Source organism: Frateuria sp. sgz306004, assembly GCF_057750885.1.
In genome coordinates, this window is the sequence record NZ_JBYLFE010000004.1 from 57486 (window position 1) to 72357 (window position 14872).

At 64.8% G+C, this 14872-nt stretch carries 13 protein-coding genes; 6 read left to right on the forward strand and 7 right to left on the reverse strand.

Translation table 11 applies throughout. The annotated features are described in order from the left end of the window. Positions 1 to 18 precede the first annotated feature (18 nt). Positions 19 to 603, reverse strand: coding sequence for an FMN-dependent NADH-azoreductase (locus tag AC3G2C_RS09220; RefSeq protein WP_488384336.1), 585 nt, complete (start codon positions 601 to 603; stop codon positions 19 to 21). Positions 604 to 717: 114 nt separating this feature from the next. Here AC3G2C_RS09220 and AC3G2C_RS09225 point away from each other — a divergent pair, with 114 nt between their 5' ends. The 3 genes from AC3G2C_RS09225 to AC3G2C_RS09235 all read left to right on the forward strand — a co-directional run bounded on the left by AC3G2C_RS09225 (position 718) and on the right by AC3G2C_RS09235 (position 3860). Then, positions 718 to 1671, forward strand: a complete 954-nt coding sequence (locus AC3G2C_RS09225) for a LysR substrate-binding domain-containing protein (protein ID WP_488384337.1) — start codon at positions 718 to 720, stop codon at positions 1669 to 1671. A gap of 255 nt (positions 1672 to 1926) precedes the next feature. After that, a complete protein-coding gene (locus AC3G2C_RS09230) occupies positions 1927 to 3072 on the forward strand; it encodes a pyridoxal phosphate-dependent aminotransferase (RefSeq protein WP_488384338.1) in 1146 nt (381 codons plus the stop codon). Further along, positions 3060 to 3860 (forward strand): amidohydrolase, encoded by an 801-nt coding sequence (locus AC3G2C_RS09235; RefSeq protein WP_488384339.1) that lies wholly within the window; start codon positions 3060 to 3062, stop codon positions 3858 to 3860. Before AC3G2C_RS09230 ends, AC3G2C_RS09235 begins: the two co-directional genes overlap by 13 nt. 48 nt (positions 3861 to 3908) lie before the next feature. Here the strand turns inward: AC3G2C_RS09235 and arsC are convergent, their stop codons facing one another. From arsC to AC3G2C_RS09255, 4 genes are read right to left on the reverse strand one after another with little or no spacing between them, the layout of a single operon-like run. Further along, entirely contained in the window at positions 3909 to 4256 is a 348-nt protein-coding gene (gene arsC, locus AC3G2C_RS09240) for an arsenate reductase (glutaredoxin) (RefSeq protein WP_488384340.1), read from the reverse strand. A 14-nt stretch (positions 4257 to 4270) separates the two neighbouring features. Then, entirely contained in the window at positions 4271 to 5779 is a 1509-nt protein-coding gene (locus AC3G2C_RS09245; RefSeq protein ID WP_488384341.1) for a pseudouridine synthase, read from the reverse strand. Next, positions 5776 to 6609: an SMC-Scp complex subunit ScpB gene (gene scpB, locus AC3G2C_RS09250; RefSeq protein ID WP_488384342.1), complete on the reverse strand. Its 834-nt coding sequence runs from the start codon at positions 6607 to 6609 to the stop codon at positions 5776 to 5778. Before scpB ends, AC3G2C_RS09245 begins: the two co-directional genes overlap by 4 nt. A gap of 36 nt (positions 6610 to 6645) precedes the next feature. Further along, a complete protein-coding gene (locus tag AC3G2C_RS09255) occupies positions 6646 to 7542 on the reverse strand; it encodes a segregation and condensation protein A (protein WP_488384343.1) in 897 nt (298 codons plus the stop codon). A 472-nt stretch (positions 7543 to 8014) separates the two neighbouring features. Between AC3G2C_RS09255 and AC3G2C_RS09260 the strand changes: the two genes are divergently transcribed. Next, positions 8015 to 9187 carry a DNA polymerase IV gene (locus tag AC3G2C_RS09260; protein ID WP_488384344.1) on the forward strand — a complete coding sequence of 391 codons (1173 nt, stop codon included), beginning with the start codon at positions 8015 to 8017 and terminating at the stop codon, positions 9185 to 9187. Between the two features lie 96 nt (positions 9188 to 9283). Continuing rightward, entirely contained in the window at positions 9284 to 9652 is a 369-nt protein-coding gene (locus tag AC3G2C_RS09265) for a PilZ domain-containing protein (protein WP_488384345.1), read from the forward strand. A gap of 87 nt (positions 9653 to 9739) precedes the next feature. On the opposite strand, the gene AC3G2C_RS09270 is transcribed toward AC3G2C_RS09265, so the two are convergent. Continuing rightward, a complete protein-coding gene (locus AC3G2C_RS09270) occupies positions 9740 to 11422 on the reverse strand; it encodes a long-chain-fatty-acid--CoA ligase (protein ID WP_488384346.1) in 1683 nt (560 codons plus the stop codon). A gap of 136 nt (positions 11423 to 11558) precedes the next feature. Here AC3G2C_RS09270 and AC3G2C_RS09275 point away from each other — a divergent pair, with 136 nt between their 5' ends. After that, a complete protein-coding gene (locus AC3G2C_RS09275) occupies positions 11559 to 11999 on the forward strand; it encodes a hypothetical protein (protein ID WP_488384347.1) in 441 nt (146 codons plus the stop codon). Positions 12000 to 12063: 64 nt separating this feature from the next. Here AC3G2C_RS09275 and acnA read toward each other — a convergent pair whose 3' ends face one another. Then, positions 12064 to 14814 carry an aconitate hydratase AcnA gene (gene acnA / locus AC3G2C_RS09280; RefSeq protein WP_488384348.1) on the reverse strand — a complete coding sequence of 917 codons (2751 nt, stop codon included), beginning with the start codon at positions 14812 to 14814 and terminating at the stop codon, positions 12064 to 12066. Positions 14815 to 14872: the final 58 nt, after the last annotated feature.

The window sequence follows — 14872 nt, forward strand, 5'->3', positions numbered from 1 at the left end:
GGGACGGTGGAGCGGTACTCAGGCGGCCTTGCGGGTCAATACGCCGATGGCGCTGTGTGCGGTCTTGAGCGATTCGGCCTTGTTGTCCTCGCTCAGCGCCACGCCTTCGGCGCGCACGAATTCCAGGTCGGTGACGCCCAGGAAGCTGAACACGGCGCGCAGATAGGTTTCCTGGAAGTCCATCGGGGCGCCGAGGCTGCCTTCGCTGTAAACGCCGCCACGCGACGAGGCGATGATTACGCGCTTGCCGCCGGCCAGGCCCTCGGGGCCGTTGGCGGTGTAGCGGAACGACTTGCCCGCCACGGCGATGCGATCAATCCAGGCCTTGAGCTGGCTCGGGATCGAGAAGTTGTACATCGGCGCACCGATCACCACCACGTCAGCGGCCATGAACTCCTCCAGCATCTGGCTGCCGAGCACGGCGGCCGGGTCGCTGGCATCGGCTACTGGCGTCCAATGGGGGATCGGGTTGGCGACCAGATCGTGGTAAATCACCTCAGTGCCGGGCTGGGTACGGACAAGTTCGGCGACAATGGCAGCGGTCAGCCCACGCGAAACCGAGTGGCCACCCAGGGCGCTGGCGTCGAGATGCAGCAGTTTCATGGTATTTCCTCAGGTAACGGGCCGGTCGTCCGGCGACGGAGATAAGGTATTCTTCGGACAATCGCCTGATAAGTCGGCTAAAATCGAACGTATTGTTCCAATAGGGAAACGGCGATGACGGTATTGGAAGGCGCCCTGCAGGATCTCAACGACCTGTATTTCTTCGCCGCAGTGGTCGAGCACGGCGGCTTTTCGTCGGCGGGCCGCGCACTGGGCATCCCCAAGTCGCGCCTGAGCAAGCGCATCGCGCAGTTGGAAGAGCGCCTGGGCGTGCGCCTGCTGCAGCGAACCACCCGGCGCTTCGTGGTGACCGAGGTGGGTGAGCGCTTCTACGGTCATTGCCGCGCCGTGCTGGAAGAGGCGCGCGCCGCCCAGGAGGCGGTGGAAGAAGTGCGCTCGGAGCCGCGTGGCGTGGTTAGGGTGAGCTGCCCCGTGTCGCTGGTGCAGACGGTGGTGGGGCATGTGCTGCCCGATTTCCTGGCGCAGCATCCCAAGATGCAGGTGCGCCTGCAGGCCACGGATCGCCGCGTCGACGTGATCGGCGAGGGTTTCGATGTGGCCATTCGCGTGCGCAGCAAGCTCGATACCGACGCCACCCTGGTCATGCGCACCTTTGGCCAGTCGCGCGTGTTGCCCGTGGCCAGCCCCGAGCTGCTCAAGCGCTACGGCCACCCCAAGCAGCCCGCCGACCTGTCCGGCTTGCCGGCGCTCACCATGAACGAGCACGAGGGCGCGCAGAGCTGGGAGTTGCTGGATGCGCAGGGTGAGCGCGTGGTGGTGGATATCCAGCCGCGCCTCATTTGTGGTGACTTCGCCGCGCTGCTGGAGTGCGCCAAGCGCGGCATTGGCGTAACGATGCTGCCGGAGTTCGTATGTGGCCCCGCCGTCGGCCGGGGCGAGCTGGAGGTGGTGCTGCCCGAATGGAGCGTGCCGCAGGGCACGATGCATTTCGTCTACCCGAGCCGGCGCGGGCTGCTGCCGGGCGTGCGCGCGTTCGTGGACTTCCTCGCCGAGCGCCTGCCAGATACCGTGCGCGAAAAACACGCCGAGTGCAGCAAGTACGTTTAGGTTCCCCAGGGGAGGTGTGACTAAAGCACATTTAGCTCGTCATTCCTGCGAGCCCCAAAAGGGGGCGAGAGGCGCTTTTCAACAGCCGAAGGGCTGGTCATCCAGTGCCTTTGCCTTCAACGCTGGATGACCAGCCCTTCGGCTGTTGAAAGGCGCTTCCGGCTTTGGCTGGGATGGCGATCAACATCAGAGCATCCCTGGGCGGGGGCGATCCCCGTGCTAGCATCCCCGTTTGGCCTTTTAGACATCCGGATCATGCAGATCGATACCAAGCTTCCGAAAGTGGGCACCACCATCTTCAGCGTCATGAGCCAGTTGGCGCTGGAGCACAAGGCCGTGAACCTCGGCCAGGGTTTTCCGGACTTCGAGCCGCCGCAGCCGCTGCGCGACGCCATCACGCGCGCCATGGCCGAGGGCCGCAACCAGTACGCGCCGGGCATCGGCCTGCCGGGTCTGCGCGAGCAGATCGCGCTCAAGACCGAGCGCATGTACGGCCATCGCCTGAGTGCCGATACCGATGTCACCGTGACCTCGGGCGCCACCGAGGCGTTGTTTGCCGCCATTGCCGCCGTGGTGCGCGCGGGCGAGGAAGTGATCGTGTTCGATCCGGCCTATGACAGTTACGAGCCGGCGATCGAGCTGCAGGGCGCGCGTGCCGTGCACATTCCGCTGCAAGCACCGAGCTTTGCGGTGGATTGGCAACGCGTGCGCGATGCGATAACCCTCCGCACGCGCATGATCCTGATCAACAGCCCGCACAACCCGACCGGTGCCGTGTTGTCGGCCGCCGACCTGGACGAGCTGGCCGCCATCGTGCGCGACACGGAAATCGTGGTGCTCTCCGATGAGGTCTACGAGCACATCGTGTACGACGGGCAGCAGCACCAGAGCGTGTTGCGCCACCCGGAGCTGGCCGAACGCAGCATTGTGGTGTCCTCGTTCGGCAAGACCTATCACTGCACCGGCTGGAAGCTCGGTTACGCCGTGGCGCCCAAGGCGCTGTCGGCGGAGTTCCGCAAGGTGCATCAATACCTCACCTTCTGCACCTTCCATCCGGCCCAGGTGGCCTTTGCCGAGTTCATGGCGAGCACGCCGGAGCATTACCTTGAGCTGCCGGCGTTCTACCAGGCCAAGCGCGATCGCTTCCGCGAGCTGATCGCACCTTCGCGCTTCAAGCTGCTGGACGTGCCGGGCGGTTACTTCCAACTGGTGGACTACTCCGCGATCAGCGACAAGGACGACGTGTCGTTCTGCGAGTGGATGGTGAAGGAGGGCGGCGTGGCGGCCATTCCGCTCACTCCGTTCTATGAGAAAGCCCCGGGCACGCATCTATTGCGCCTGTGTTTCGCCAAGAGCGATGCCACCATGGAAGCCGCGGCGGAGCGTCTATGCAAACTCTAAAAATAAGCCTGGTGCAGGGTGCCACGCGCTGGCACGACGCCCCCGCCAATCGCGAGTACTACGGCGAACTGGTGCGTCGCGTGGCCGGCCAGACCGACCTGGTGGTGCTGCCGGAAACCTTCCTGTCCGGTTTCAGCAACGACACGCGCGTAAGCGCTGAAACCATGGACGGCGAAGGCGTAGCCTGGATGCGTGCACTGGCCGAAGAAGTGGGCGCCGTACTGTGCGGCAGCCTGGCCATTCGCGAAGGCGACACGGTGTTCAATCGCCTGATCTGGGCTCGCCCGGATGGCAGCTACGCGCAGTACGACAAGCGACACTTGTTCCGCATGGCCGGTGAGCACACGCGTTACGGCGGTGGCAACGAGCGCCTCATCGTGGAGCTCAAGGGTTGGCGCATCCTTCCGCAGGTCTGCTACGACCTGCGTTTCCCGGTGTGGTTGCGCAACGGTCGCCTCGAATCCGCTGCTGGCGGTATGGATTACGACCTGGCCCTGTTCGTGGCGAACTGGCCGGCGCCGCGTCGTCAGCCGTGGCGCACGCTGCTGCGCGCCCGCGCTATCGAAAACCTCAGCTACGTGGTGGGCCTCAATCGCGTGGGCGTAGACGGCAACGACCTGCCTTATGCGGGCGACAGCGCCGTGCTCGACCCCATCGGCGAGCCGCTGGTGGAGCTGGGGCCGCAGGAGCAGGTGGTGACCGTGACGCTGGACCCGACGCCGCTGCTTGCCCATCGCGAGCGTTTTCCGGCGTGGATGGATGCCGACGTTTTTACGTTGAATCCGTAAGCCTGGGGCGACGGCACTCGAGCGCGGCTCGCCGCGCTTGAGTTGCGCTCAGAGTATTTGCAGCACCGCCTCGGGCGGACGGCCAATGGCCGCCTTGCCGTTGGCGACCACGATGGGGCGTTCAATCAGGCGTGGATGTTGGGCCATGGCGTGCAGCAAGGCCGTGTCGTCCAGCGAAGGATCGTCCAGGCCCAACTCGGCGTATTCCGCCTCACCCGTGCGGATGAGTTCGCGCGGCGTCATGCCGAGCTTGCCGAGCAGGTCGGCAAGCTCGTCGGGGCTGGGTGGCGTGTCGAGGTAATGAATCACCTCGAACGCCAGCCCGCGCTCTTCCAGTAGCGCGAGCGTGGCGCGCGATTTGGAGCAGCGGTTGTTGTGGTAGATGCGCACCGTCATGGGCGTCGCTGCGATCAGCGATTACCGTGACGGTTGCCGCCGCGGCCACCCTGCGGACGATTGCCGCCGCCTTGCGGGCGGCCACCGCCACCCTGGGGACGACCACCGCCACCCTGGGGACGACCACCGCCACCCTGCGGACGGCCGCCGCCACCTTGCGGACGACCACCGCCGCCCTGCGGGCGATTGCCGCCACGGGCCTGCGGACGACCACCCTGGCCGCCGCCGGCACTGCCACCGCCGGTGCGGCCGCCGGGCTTGCCTCCGCCGAAGCCGCCGTAGGGCTGGTTGCCGCCACGGCCTTCGCCGCCACCGGCGCTGCGATTACCGAAAGGCTTGCCGCCACGACGGTTGCCTGCGCCAGCACCGGCGCCAGGGCCGCCGCTACGGCCGCCCTCACGCGAGTCACCGGCGAACCAGGTACGCACCGACGGCAATTCCTGGCCGGGCGCCACGCCGCGCTTGTTCTTGCGCTGCATGCCGCCACCCGCGCGCTCGGGGCGAGCGACGTTGCCGTTCACTTCCTTGCCCGGCTTGCGGCGCTTGGTGCCGCGTGCGGGTTCTTCGCGAATGCGATCGTAGGCGCGCAGCTCGCGCGCTTCGTCCTGATAGCCGCCGCTCCAGGCGTTGGAGCTGCCGCGTTCGGGGCGATACTCGGTGACGTTGCGCGGGGCACGGCGCTGATGCAGCACCGGGCTCAGCGTCAGCACCGGCTGCGGTGCACCGAGGCCGGTGACCTTGCGCAGCGCCTTCACGGCTTCCTCGCCGAGGGCTTCGCAGTCGCCACGACGCAGGTTGCGCGGCAGTTCGACCTTGCCGTAGCGGATGCGCTTGAGGCGGCTCACCAGGAAGCCCTGGGAATCCCACAGGCGACGCACTTCGCGGTTGCGGCCTTCGCAGATAACCACGCGGAACCAGCTGTGGCTGCCGCCGCGGCTGATGATGCCGATTTCGTCGAAGCGGGCGGGGCCGTCTTCCAGTTCCACGCCGGCCTTGAGCTTTTCGATGACCTCGTCGGGCACTTCACCGTGCACGCGGCACAGGTATTCGCGCTCGAGGCCGCTCTTGGGGTGCATCAGCGCGTTGGCCAGCTCGCCATCGGTGGTGAGCAGCAACAGGCCGGTGGTGTTGATGTCCAGGCGGCCCACCGCGACCCAGCGCGCGCCTTTCAGGCTCGGCAGCTGTTCGAAGACGGTGGGGCGACCCTCGGGGTCTTCGCGGGTGGTCACCACGCCTTCGGGCTTGTGGTAGACCAGCACTTCGGTTTCGTCGCGATTGTCGGTGGAGACGACGAATTGCTTGCCGTCCAGCACCACGCGATCGCCTGCGTGCACGCTGGCGCCGATGGTGGCAGGGGTGCCATTGAGTTCGACTTCGCCGGCCTGGATGCGCTGTTCCAGCATGCGGCGCGAGCCAAGGCCCGCGTTGGCCAGCACTTTGTGCAGGCGCTCTTCCAGGGCGGGGGTGTTTTCGTCGCGCGGGGCGCGCTTAAGGGTCAATACGGATTTCTGGGGCGCAGTCATGCGCGGTACTCCTCGGTATCTTGCGTGGCGGCGTCTTCGTCGACGTCCGCATGGGTCGCTGCCTCATCGGCAGTGTTGTTCGTGGTATCGGCGTGCGGTGCAGCGCCGGGTTCGTGGTTCGCGGCGACATTCGTCGCCTGCGGGGGTTCTTGATCAGTGGTCTCGGAAGCGTCGAGTTGTGCCTCCTCGGATACGGGCTCGTCGCCGTGTTCGAGGGCGTCGGCTTCGGCTTCCGGGTCGATCGGCAGATCGCGCGCCACGCGAACCGGCAACGGCTCGGGCGCAATGCTCATCTGCGGATCTTCCATGTCGCGGATTTCCGACAACGGCGGCAATTCGTCCAGCGACTTGAGGTTGAAGTAATCGAGAAAGGCGCGGGTGGTGCCGAACAGCGCGGGTTTGCCCGGTACGTCGCGGTAACCGACCACGCGGATCCACTCGCGCTCTTCCATGGTCTTGATGATGTTGGAGGACACTACCACGCCGCGGATCTGTTCGATTTCCGGGCGGGTGATCGGCTGGCGGTAGGCGATCAGCGCCAGCGTTTCCAGCAGGGCGCGGGAATAACGGCTGGGCTTTTCGGACCACATGCGGGAGACCCACGGGTGGACCTCCTGCCTTACCTGATAGCGCCAGCCCGAGCCCACTTCGCGCAGTTCCACGCCGCGCCCGGTGCAATCCTCTGCTAGCGCGGCCAGCGTGCTGGACACTTCTTCGCGCCCGACCTCGTCCTCTTCGCCGAACAGCTCCAGCAGTTGGGCGATGGTCATGGGCTGCGTGGCTGCCAGCAGCGCGGCCTCGATGATGGGTTTGAGTTGCTCGATCTGCATGGTCTCAGGTCGGATGCGGATTCATGGGTGCTGCCGTCATTCGGCGGCAGCGGCCGGCTCGTCGGTGATCGATTCTTCGGCGTGCTGGGTCTTGGCACGCACGTAGATCGCCGCGAGCGGTTCCTCTTGCACGATCTCCACCAGCATTTCCTTGGCCAGCTCCAGCATGGCCAGGAAGGTCACCACCACGCCGAGGCGGCCTTCCGTCACGTCGAACAGCGTTTCGAAGCGATGGAAGGTGCGTCCGTCCAGCCGGCTCAGCAGTTCGCCCATGCGCTGGCGCACGCTGAGCGCTTCACGCTTGATGGCATGGTGGCCGAACAATTCGGCACGATGCAGCACGTCCTTCAGCGCCAGCAGCAGCTCTTTCAGTTCGAGCGGCGGCGGCAGCTTCACCACATTACGCTCGCCCACGTCGGCGTGGGCGGGTGCAAAGTCACGCTCCATGCGGGGCAGGGCGTCAATATCCTCCGCCGCACGCTTGAAGCGTTCGTACTCCTGCAGCCGGCGAACCAGCTCGGCGCGGGGGTCTTCTTCCACGCCTTCCTCGGCGGGCGGCCGGGGAAGCAGCAGGCGCGATTTGATTTCGCCGAGGATGGCAGCCATCAGCAGATATTCGGCCGCCAGCTCCAGGCGCATCACATCGCGCATCATCTCGATGTAATCCATGTACTGCCGGGTGATCTCGGCGACAGGGATGTCCAGAATGTCCAGGTTTTGCCGGCGGATCAGGTACAGCAGCAGATCCAGCGGTCCTTCGAATGCCTCAAGGATGACCTCCAGCGCGTCCGGCGGGATGTACAAATCTTGCGGCATCTGCAGCATGGGTTCGCCGCGCACGATGGCCAGCGGCATTTCCTGCTGTTGTGGTACCGACGCAAATGCGTCCTGCGGTGTGGCGACCGCCTGAGGCTCGACTGGCTCAGTACTCATCAATGCATGTCATTGGGCCGTCCACGACGGCGTGCGTTGCGTTCAACACAATTAGGAAAGGTTCTGTGCCACCGGTGCTCGATCAACGAATGTCCCCGTTCGGATCGCGATCACTGGTGGGTGATCCGTTGAAGCTGACTTGCGCGATGCTAAGCCGGTGCGCCATGTGGCACCGTCGCGGGCATGCAAGACGAAAGCGCTCTCTTGGCGTTTCGATCAGGCTGGCCGTGAGCGACCCTTGAGCGCTCCTGGCGGGCGAATCGCCACGGCAGGGGCGCAAGCCACAAAGCGACATATCCCGTGTCACTGGGCTGAGCAATTGGTCGGCTGAATGCATCGGGACGGGTGCCGTAGCGGTCGATCTTGGCCGATCGTGCGCGCACCCTGGAACCCACGCAGGACCAAGATTAGCCGTTGCGCGTCGGCAAGTCCAGTACGCACAGCGAGCGATTCAGCGGCAAAATGGCGGCTCATGTCACCTTCTGAACGCTCGATCATTCATGTCGACATGGACGCTTTCTATGCGTCCGTGGAGCAGCGCGACCAGCCCGAGCTGCGCGGCGTGCCGGTGATTGTCGGTGGCCTGGGGCCGCGCGGGGTGGTATCCACCTGTAGCTATGAAGCGCGCCGTTTCGGCGTGCGCTCGGCCATGCCCACGGCCCAGGCGCGCCGTCTGTGCCCGGACGGGGTGTACCTGTGGCCACGCATGGCTCGCTATCAGGAGGTCTCGGACCAGGTGTTCGAGGTGTTCCACGAAATGACCCCGCTGGTGGAGGGGCTCTCCCTCGACGAGGCCTTTCTGGATGTGACCGCCAGCCTTCGCCTGCTGGGCACCGTGGAGGCCATTGGGCGGCGCATCAAGGCAGGCATTAAGGAGCGCACCGGCCTGGTGGCTTCTGTGGGCATGGGGCCTAACAAGCTGCTGGCCAAGCTCGCCAGTGAACTGTCCAAGCCTGATGGCTTTCGCGCGATCGCCGCCGCCTCGGCGGCGCGGGAACTTGCGCCCCTGCCGGTAGGGCGCCTGTGGACGGTTGGGCAGGTGACCGAGCAGGCGCTGCACCGTCTGGGCATTCATACGATGGGTGAATTGGCAGCTTGTGACACGGCGCGTCTCACCGGTGCGCTGGGGCGTCAAGCACCCTTCCTGCAGGCGCTTGCGCGCGGTGAAGACGAGCGCGCGGTGGAGTCGGAGCAAGCCGAGCAATCCATCGGTGCCGAGCATACCTTTGACCAGGATCTGGCCGAGCTGGGGCTGGCCGAATCCTGGCTGCTGCGCCATTGCGAGCGCATAGCGGCGAGGGCGCGCGAGCGTGGCCTGAGTGGGCGCACGGTGACCGTGAAGTTGCGAGAGCCGCCCTTTATCACGCACACGCGGCAGGCACAGATGGGTGTGCCCAACGCATCGGTCGCATCCATCTATGAGGTGGCACGCAGCTTGCTTAGATTGTGGTGGAAGGGTCAGCGGCATCCACGACTACGTCTGCTGGGCGTAAGTCTGTCAGGGTTTAGGGAGCAGCGGCAGCAGGATATGTTCGATGCGCAGGCCCCGGGAGAGACTGACGCACTGCAGGACAAGATCAACGGGCGGTTCGGCTCGGGGAGTCTGGTGCGTGCCGGGGTATTGCGCACGCGGGAGCTGGATTGAAGTTTGGCGGAAGCGCTCCACCTGATTTTCAGGCGCGGCGTTTTCAGGATGAGGCCATGGGCGCCGGAGGCATCCGGCGCGGGGAGGAAAGGCAGCATGAGCAAAGCGGAAGACAACACCGGGCGAGGTACGCAACCCGAACAGTTGCGGCCTGCGCGCATGCGCATCGAAACCACGGTGTTGATGAGTCGTGGCGACGAGTCGCACCCGACAGAACTGGTGGACATCTCCGCTACGGGCGTGTTGTTGCGGCGACCGCTGGGCTGGAAAGGCGAGCCCGGGGAAAGCTGGATCTTGGACATGATCTTTGGTCACGACCTGCACATTCACCTGGAGGCACAGGTGGCGCGCGTCTCCGAGCGGCACCTGGGCTTTGCCTATACGCGCATTCCGGAGGACAAGCAGGCCCCGTTGTGGAACCTGCTGGGCGGCTACGCCGACATTCTGGAAATGTGGCACGACTGAGGCGCGGCGCCCGCAGGGCGCGCGACTCCGTCACAAACAAAAAGCCCGGCGCAATGCCGGGCTTTTTCGTGGGCTTCCTGCGGAAGGTCAGCTCGCCGCCACTTTCTTTTCGTCGCGTAGTTCGCGGCGCAGAATCTTGCCCACGTTGGTCTTGGGCAGGGAATCGCGGAACTCGATCAACTTGGGGCGCTTATAGCCGGTCAAGTTGTCGTGGCAGAACTTCTTGAGTTCGTCGGCGGTGAGGTTCGGGTCCTTGCGCACCACGAACAGCTTGACCACTTCGCCGGAGTGCTCATCAGGAATACCCACGGCGGCCACCTCGGCTACGCCGGGGTGCTGCATCACCACGTCTTCCACTTCGTTGGGATACACGTTGAAGCCGGACACCAGGATCATGTCCTTCTTGCGATCCACGATGTAGACGAAGCCGTTCTGATCCATGCGCGCCACGTCGCCGGTATGCAGCCAGCGATCGGGCGTAAGCACCTTGGCCGTTTCGTCCGGACGTTGCCAGTAGCCCTTCATCACCTGCGGGCCGCGAACCATCAGTTCGCCCACCTCGCCCAGCGGCAGCGGGTCGCCTTCCTCGGACCAAATTGCCACGTCAGTCGACGGGATCGGCAAGCCGATGGAGGCGTTGTATTCCTTGTTGTCGAGCGGGTTGATGCACGCGGCCGGCGAGGTTTCGGTGAGGCCATAGGCTTCCACCAGCGTGCAGCCGGTTACCTTCTGCCAGCGTTCGGCTACCGGACGCTGCACCGCCATGCCGCCACCCAGCGTCAGGTGCAGGCGCGAGAAATCGAGCTGCGCGAAACCCGGCGTGTTGAGCAGGCCATTGAACAGCGTGTTGACGCCGGTGATTGCGGTGAAATTGGACTTGGCCAGTTCCTTGACGAAGCCAGGCATGTCGCGCGGATTGGTGATCAGCCAGTTCAGGCCGCCCAGGCGCATGAACACCAGGCCGTTCGCGGTGAGCGAAAAGATGTGATAAAGCGGCAGCGCCGTGATGATCACTTCCTCGCCGGGCTTGGCGTTCTGGCCGATCCAGGCGCCGGCCTGCATCATGTTGGCGACCATGTTGCCATGCGTGAGCATGGCGCCCTTGGCCACGCCCGTGGTGCCGCCGGTGTACTGCAGGAAGGCGATGTCGTCATGGCTCAGCTGCACGGCTGGCAGCGGATGCGATGCGCCCTGCGACAGCGCGGCGCGGAAGCGCACGGCATGCGGCAGCTCGTAGGGCGGCACCATCTTCTTGATGTTCTTGAGCACGAAATTGATCACCGCGCCCTTGGCGCCCAGCAGGTCGCCGATGCCGGTGGTGATGATGTGCTTGACCTCGGTCTCGGCCACCACCTGCTGCAGCGTCGAGGCGAAATTGTCGAGCACCACGATGGCCTTGGCGCCGGAGTCTTCCAACTGGTGCTTGAGTTCGCGCCCGGTGTACATCGGGTTGGTGTTCACCACCACCAGGCCGGCGCGCAGTGCGCCGAACAGGGCAATGGGGTACTGCAATACGTTGGGCATCATGATCGCGATGCGATCGCCCTTGCCGAGCTTGAGCACACCGGTGAGGTAGCCGGCGAACTGGCGGCTCAGCGTGTCGATGTCGGCGTAACTGAGCTTCTTGCCGAAGCTGGCGAAGGCCGGGCGCTGGCGAAAGCGCTCAAAGGCTTCCTCGATCACCGCCGCCACGGAGGCGTACTGGTTCACGTCGATCTGTGCAGGAACACCTTGCGGGTAATGGGCCAGCCACGGACGCTCGTTACTCATGTTGTATCCAAAGCTCCTTTGTTGATCGGCCCGTAGTGACGTTGGCACGGGTAGGGCAAGATGATGACGCGGCATTGGAGCATACGCTCGCGTATAGCGGCAAGCCGCGCTGCAGCGTGATTCTGGGGGATCGATAATGAAAAAAATGCTGTGGATGCTGGTGTTTGCGTTGGTGGCGATGCTCAGCCTGCAAGGCTGCCACCGCACGCCCGACGAAAGTCGGGTGCGCGAGGGCATCGCCACGGCGGCCCGCGCCGCCGAGCAGGCCGACGCTTCCGCCCTCGATGATCTGCTCAGTGACGATTTCGACGCCAACCATGGTGAGCTGGAGCGCCGTCAACTGGTCGGCCTGCTGCGGGCGGCGTCCTTTCGTGGTGAACGTATCCATGCCGTCACCGGGCCGGTGACGGTGGAGACGCGTGGCGATCGCTACGTGGCCCGATTTACGGTGACCCTCACCAGCGGCGGCAAGCTGCTACCCGAGCACATGGGCATCTATCAAGTGGAAACCGCCTGGCGCAAGGATGGCCGCACCTGGCATTGCTATGCGGCCACTTGGGAATCGGTGGGTGCGTGATGCGGGGTAAAGAAAACGCCGCGCGATGGCGGCGTTTTCGACCTACAGGTTATGCAGGAAACGCTTAGGCGGCTTTCTTGCTGGCCAACTGGCGCAGCACGTACTGCAGGATGCCGCCGTGGCGGAAGAACTCCCGCTCCTTGGGCGTGAGCAGCAACACCTTGACGGTGAACTCCTTCTTGCTGCCGTCGGCGCCCGTGGCGGTGACCTTGGCGGTCTTCGACTCACCACCTTCCAGCCCCACGATGTCGAAGCTCTCCTTGCCCGTAAGGCCCAGCGACTGCGCGTTCTGGCCGTCCTGGAACTGCAGCGGCAGCACGCCCATGCCCACCAGGTTGGAGCGGTGGATGCGCTCGAAGCTCTCGGCGATCACCGCCTTCACGCCCAGCAACAGGGTGCCCTTGGCGGCCCAGTCGCGGGAGGAGCCGGTGCCATATTCCTTGCCGGCCAGTACCACCAGCGGAGTCTTGTCCGCCTTGTACTTCATCGCGGCGTCGTAGATCGCCATCTGCTCGCCGCTGGGCACGTACAAGGTGTAGCCGCCTTCCACGCCGTTGAGCATCAGGTTCTTGATGCGGATGTTGGCGAAGGTGCCGCGCACCATCACATCGTCATTGCCGCGACGCGAGCCGTAAGAGTTGAAGTCCTTCGGGTCCACGCCCTTGGCGATCAGGAAGCGGCCCGCTGGGCTGTCCTTCTTGATCGAGCCGGCGGGCGAAATGTGGTCGGTGGTGATGGAGTCGCCGAACAGACCGAGCACGCGTGCGCCGTGGACGTCCTCGATGCTGCCGGGCTCCTTGCTCATACCCTCGAAATACGGCGGGTTCTTGATGTATGTGGAGTCATCCCAGCGGTAGACGGCGCCATCGGGCGAGGCGATGGTGTTCCAGCGGTTGTCGCCCTTGAACACGTCGGCGTAGTTCTTTTCGAACATGGCCGGATTGATTGCGCCGGCGATGGTGTCGGAAATTTCCTTGTTGCTCGGCCAGATGTCCTTCAGATACACCGGCTTGCCATCACTGCCGGTGCCGAGCGCGTCCTTGCTCAGGTCAATGTCCAGCGTGCCGGCGAGCGCGTAGGCAACCACCAGCGGCGGCGAGGCGAGGTAGTTCATCTTCACCTCGGGGTGCACGCGGCCTTCGAAGTTGCGGTTGCCCGAAAGCACCGAGGCCACGGCAAGGTCGCCTTCTGCGATGCCCTTGCTGATTTCCGGTGGCAGCGGGCCGGAGTTGCCGATGCAGGTGGTGCAGCCGTAGCCCACGATGAAGAAGCCCACCTTCTCCAGCTCCTTGAGCAGGCCGGTTTTTTCCAGGTAGTCGGTGACCACCTTGGAGCCCGGGCCGATCGAGGTCTTCACCCACGGCTGCGCCTTGAGGCCCTTGGCGGCGGCCTTCTTGGCCAGCAGGCCCGCGCCTAGCATCACCGCTGGGTTGGACGTGTTGGTGCAGGAGGTAATGGCGGCAATGACCACCGCGCCATCGCCGAGCTTGAAGCTCGCGCCATCCTTTTCCACGCGCACGCCGCTATCGGTGATGTCGTTGGCCGGGTTGCCGATGGCGGCCGAGCCACCCTCGGCGATAAAGGCGGCGGTTTCCTCGTTGCGCGGCTTGCGGTTGGCGGTGAGCGGGCCCACGGCATCGTGGAAGCTCTTCTGCACGCCTTCCAGCAGCACGCGGTCCTGCGGACGCTTGGGGCCGGCCAGCGAGGGCTTCACGTCGGCCAGGTCCAGCTCCAGCGTGGTGGTGAAGCGCGGCTCCACCGCATTCTCGTCATGCCACAAACCCTGGGCCTTGGCGTAGCTCTCCACCAGGGTGATCTGCGCTTCGTCGCGGCCGGACAGGCGCAGATAGTTCAGCGCTTCTTGGTCAACCGGAAAGATGCCGCAGGTGGCGCCATATTCCGGGGCCATGTTGGCGATGGTGGCGCGGTCGGCCAGTGGCAGGTGCTTGAGGCCATCGCCGAAGAACTCTACGAACTTGCCCACCACCCCCAGCTTGCGCAGCATCTGCGTGACGGTGAGCACCAGGTCGGTGGCGGTGACGCCCTCGGGCAGCTTGCCCTTGAGCTTGAAGCCCACCACCTGCGGAATCAGCATGGAGGAGGGCTGGCCCAGCATGGCCGCCTCGGCCTCGATGCCGCCCACGCCCCAGCCCAGCACGCCGATGCCGTTGATCATGGTGGTGTGCGAGTCGGTGCCGAACACGGTGTCGGGGTAGGCCCAGCGCTGGCCATCCTTGTCGGCGGTGAACACCACGCGCGCCAAGTGCTCCAGGTTCACCTGATGGACGATGCCCGTGCGCGGCGGCACGACCTTGAAATTGTCGAACGCCTTCTGGCCCCAGCGCAGGAACGCGTAACGCTCCTGGTTGCGCTGAAACTCGATCTCCACGTTCTTTTCCAATGCGGATTCAGAGCCGTATGCATCGACCTGCACCGAGTGGTCGATCACCAGTTCCGCCGGCGCCAACGGATTGATCTGCTTGGCATCGCCACCGAGCTTCACCACGGCGTCGCGCATCGCGGCCAGGTCCACCACGCAAGGCACGCCGGTGAAATCCTGCAGCACCACGCGCGCAGGCATAAAGGCGATTTCGGTGTCCGGTTCGGCCTTGGCGTTCCAGTTGGCCACGGCCTCGATCTCCTTGGCCGTCACGTTCACGCCATCCTCGTGGCGCAGCAGGTTTTCCAGCAGGATCTTCAGCGAATAGGGCAGGGTTTTGAGGTCAAAACGCTGTCCGAGCTTGGTCAGGCTGGCGATCTGATAGGGGCTGCCGTTGACGGTAAGGGTGTCGCGGGTGGCGAATGAATCCAGCATGGGGCTAACTCCTGTTGCTTGAGTCTGGCGAGCGCACGGGGCGCAGCTAGGGGATCCT

Excerpts from the sequence above, each read along its gene's own strand:
- AC3G2C_RS09255 (WP_488384343.1), bottom strand. The coding sequence starts at position 7,542 with ATGAGTACTGAGCCAGTCGAGCCTCAGGCGGTCGCCACACCGCAGGAC.
- AC3G2C_RS09225 (WP_488384337.1), top strand. The coding sequence starts at position 718 with ATGACGGTATTGGAAGGCGCCCTGCAGGATCTCAACGACCTGTATTTC.
- AC3G2C_RS09265 (WP_488384345.1), top strand. The coding sequence starts at position 9,284 with ATGAGCAAAGCGGAAGACAACACCGGGCGAGGTACGCAACCCGAACAG.
- scpB (WP_488384342.1), bottom strand. The coding sequence starts at position 6,609 with ATGCAGATCGAGCAACTCAAACCCATCATCGAGGCCGCGCTGCTGGCA.
- arsC (WP_488384340.1), bottom strand. The coding sequence starts at position 4,256 with ATGACGGTGCGCATCTACCACAACAACCGCTGCTCCAAATCGCGCGCC.
- AC3G2C_RS09245 (WP_488384341.1), bottom strand. The coding sequence starts at position 5,779 with ATGACTGCGCCCCAGAAATCCGTATTGACCCTTAAGCGCGCCCCGCGC.
- AC3G2C_RS09235 (WP_488384339.1), top strand. The coding sequence starts at position 3,060 with ATGCAAACTCTAAAAATAAGCCTGGTGCAGGGTGCCACGCGCTGGCAC.
- AC3G2C_RS09220 (WP_488384336.1), bottom strand. The coding sequence starts at position 603 with ATGAAACTGCTGCATCTCGACGCCAGCGCCCTGGGTGGCCACTCGGTT.
- AC3G2C_RS09230 (WP_488384338.1), top strand. The coding sequence starts at position 1,927 with ATGCAGATCGATACCAAGCTTCCGAAAGTGGGCACCACCATCTTCAGC.
- acnA (WP_488384348.1), bottom strand. The coding sequence starts at position 14,814 with ATGCTGGATTCATTCGCCACCCGCGACACCCTTACCGTCAACGGCAGC.
- AC3G2C_RS09260 (WP_488384344.1), top strand. The coding sequence starts at position 8,015 with ATGTCACCTTCTGAACGCTCGATCATTCATGTCGACATGGACGCTTTC.
- AC3G2C_RS09275 (WP_488384347.1), top strand. The coding sequence starts at position 11,559 with ATGAAAAAAATGCTGTGGATGCTGGTGTTTGCGTTGGTGGCGATGCTC.
- AC3G2C_RS09270 (WP_488384346.1), bottom strand. The coding sequence starts at position 11,422 with ATGAGTAACGAGCGTCCGTGGCTGGCCCATTACCCGCAAGGTGTTCCT.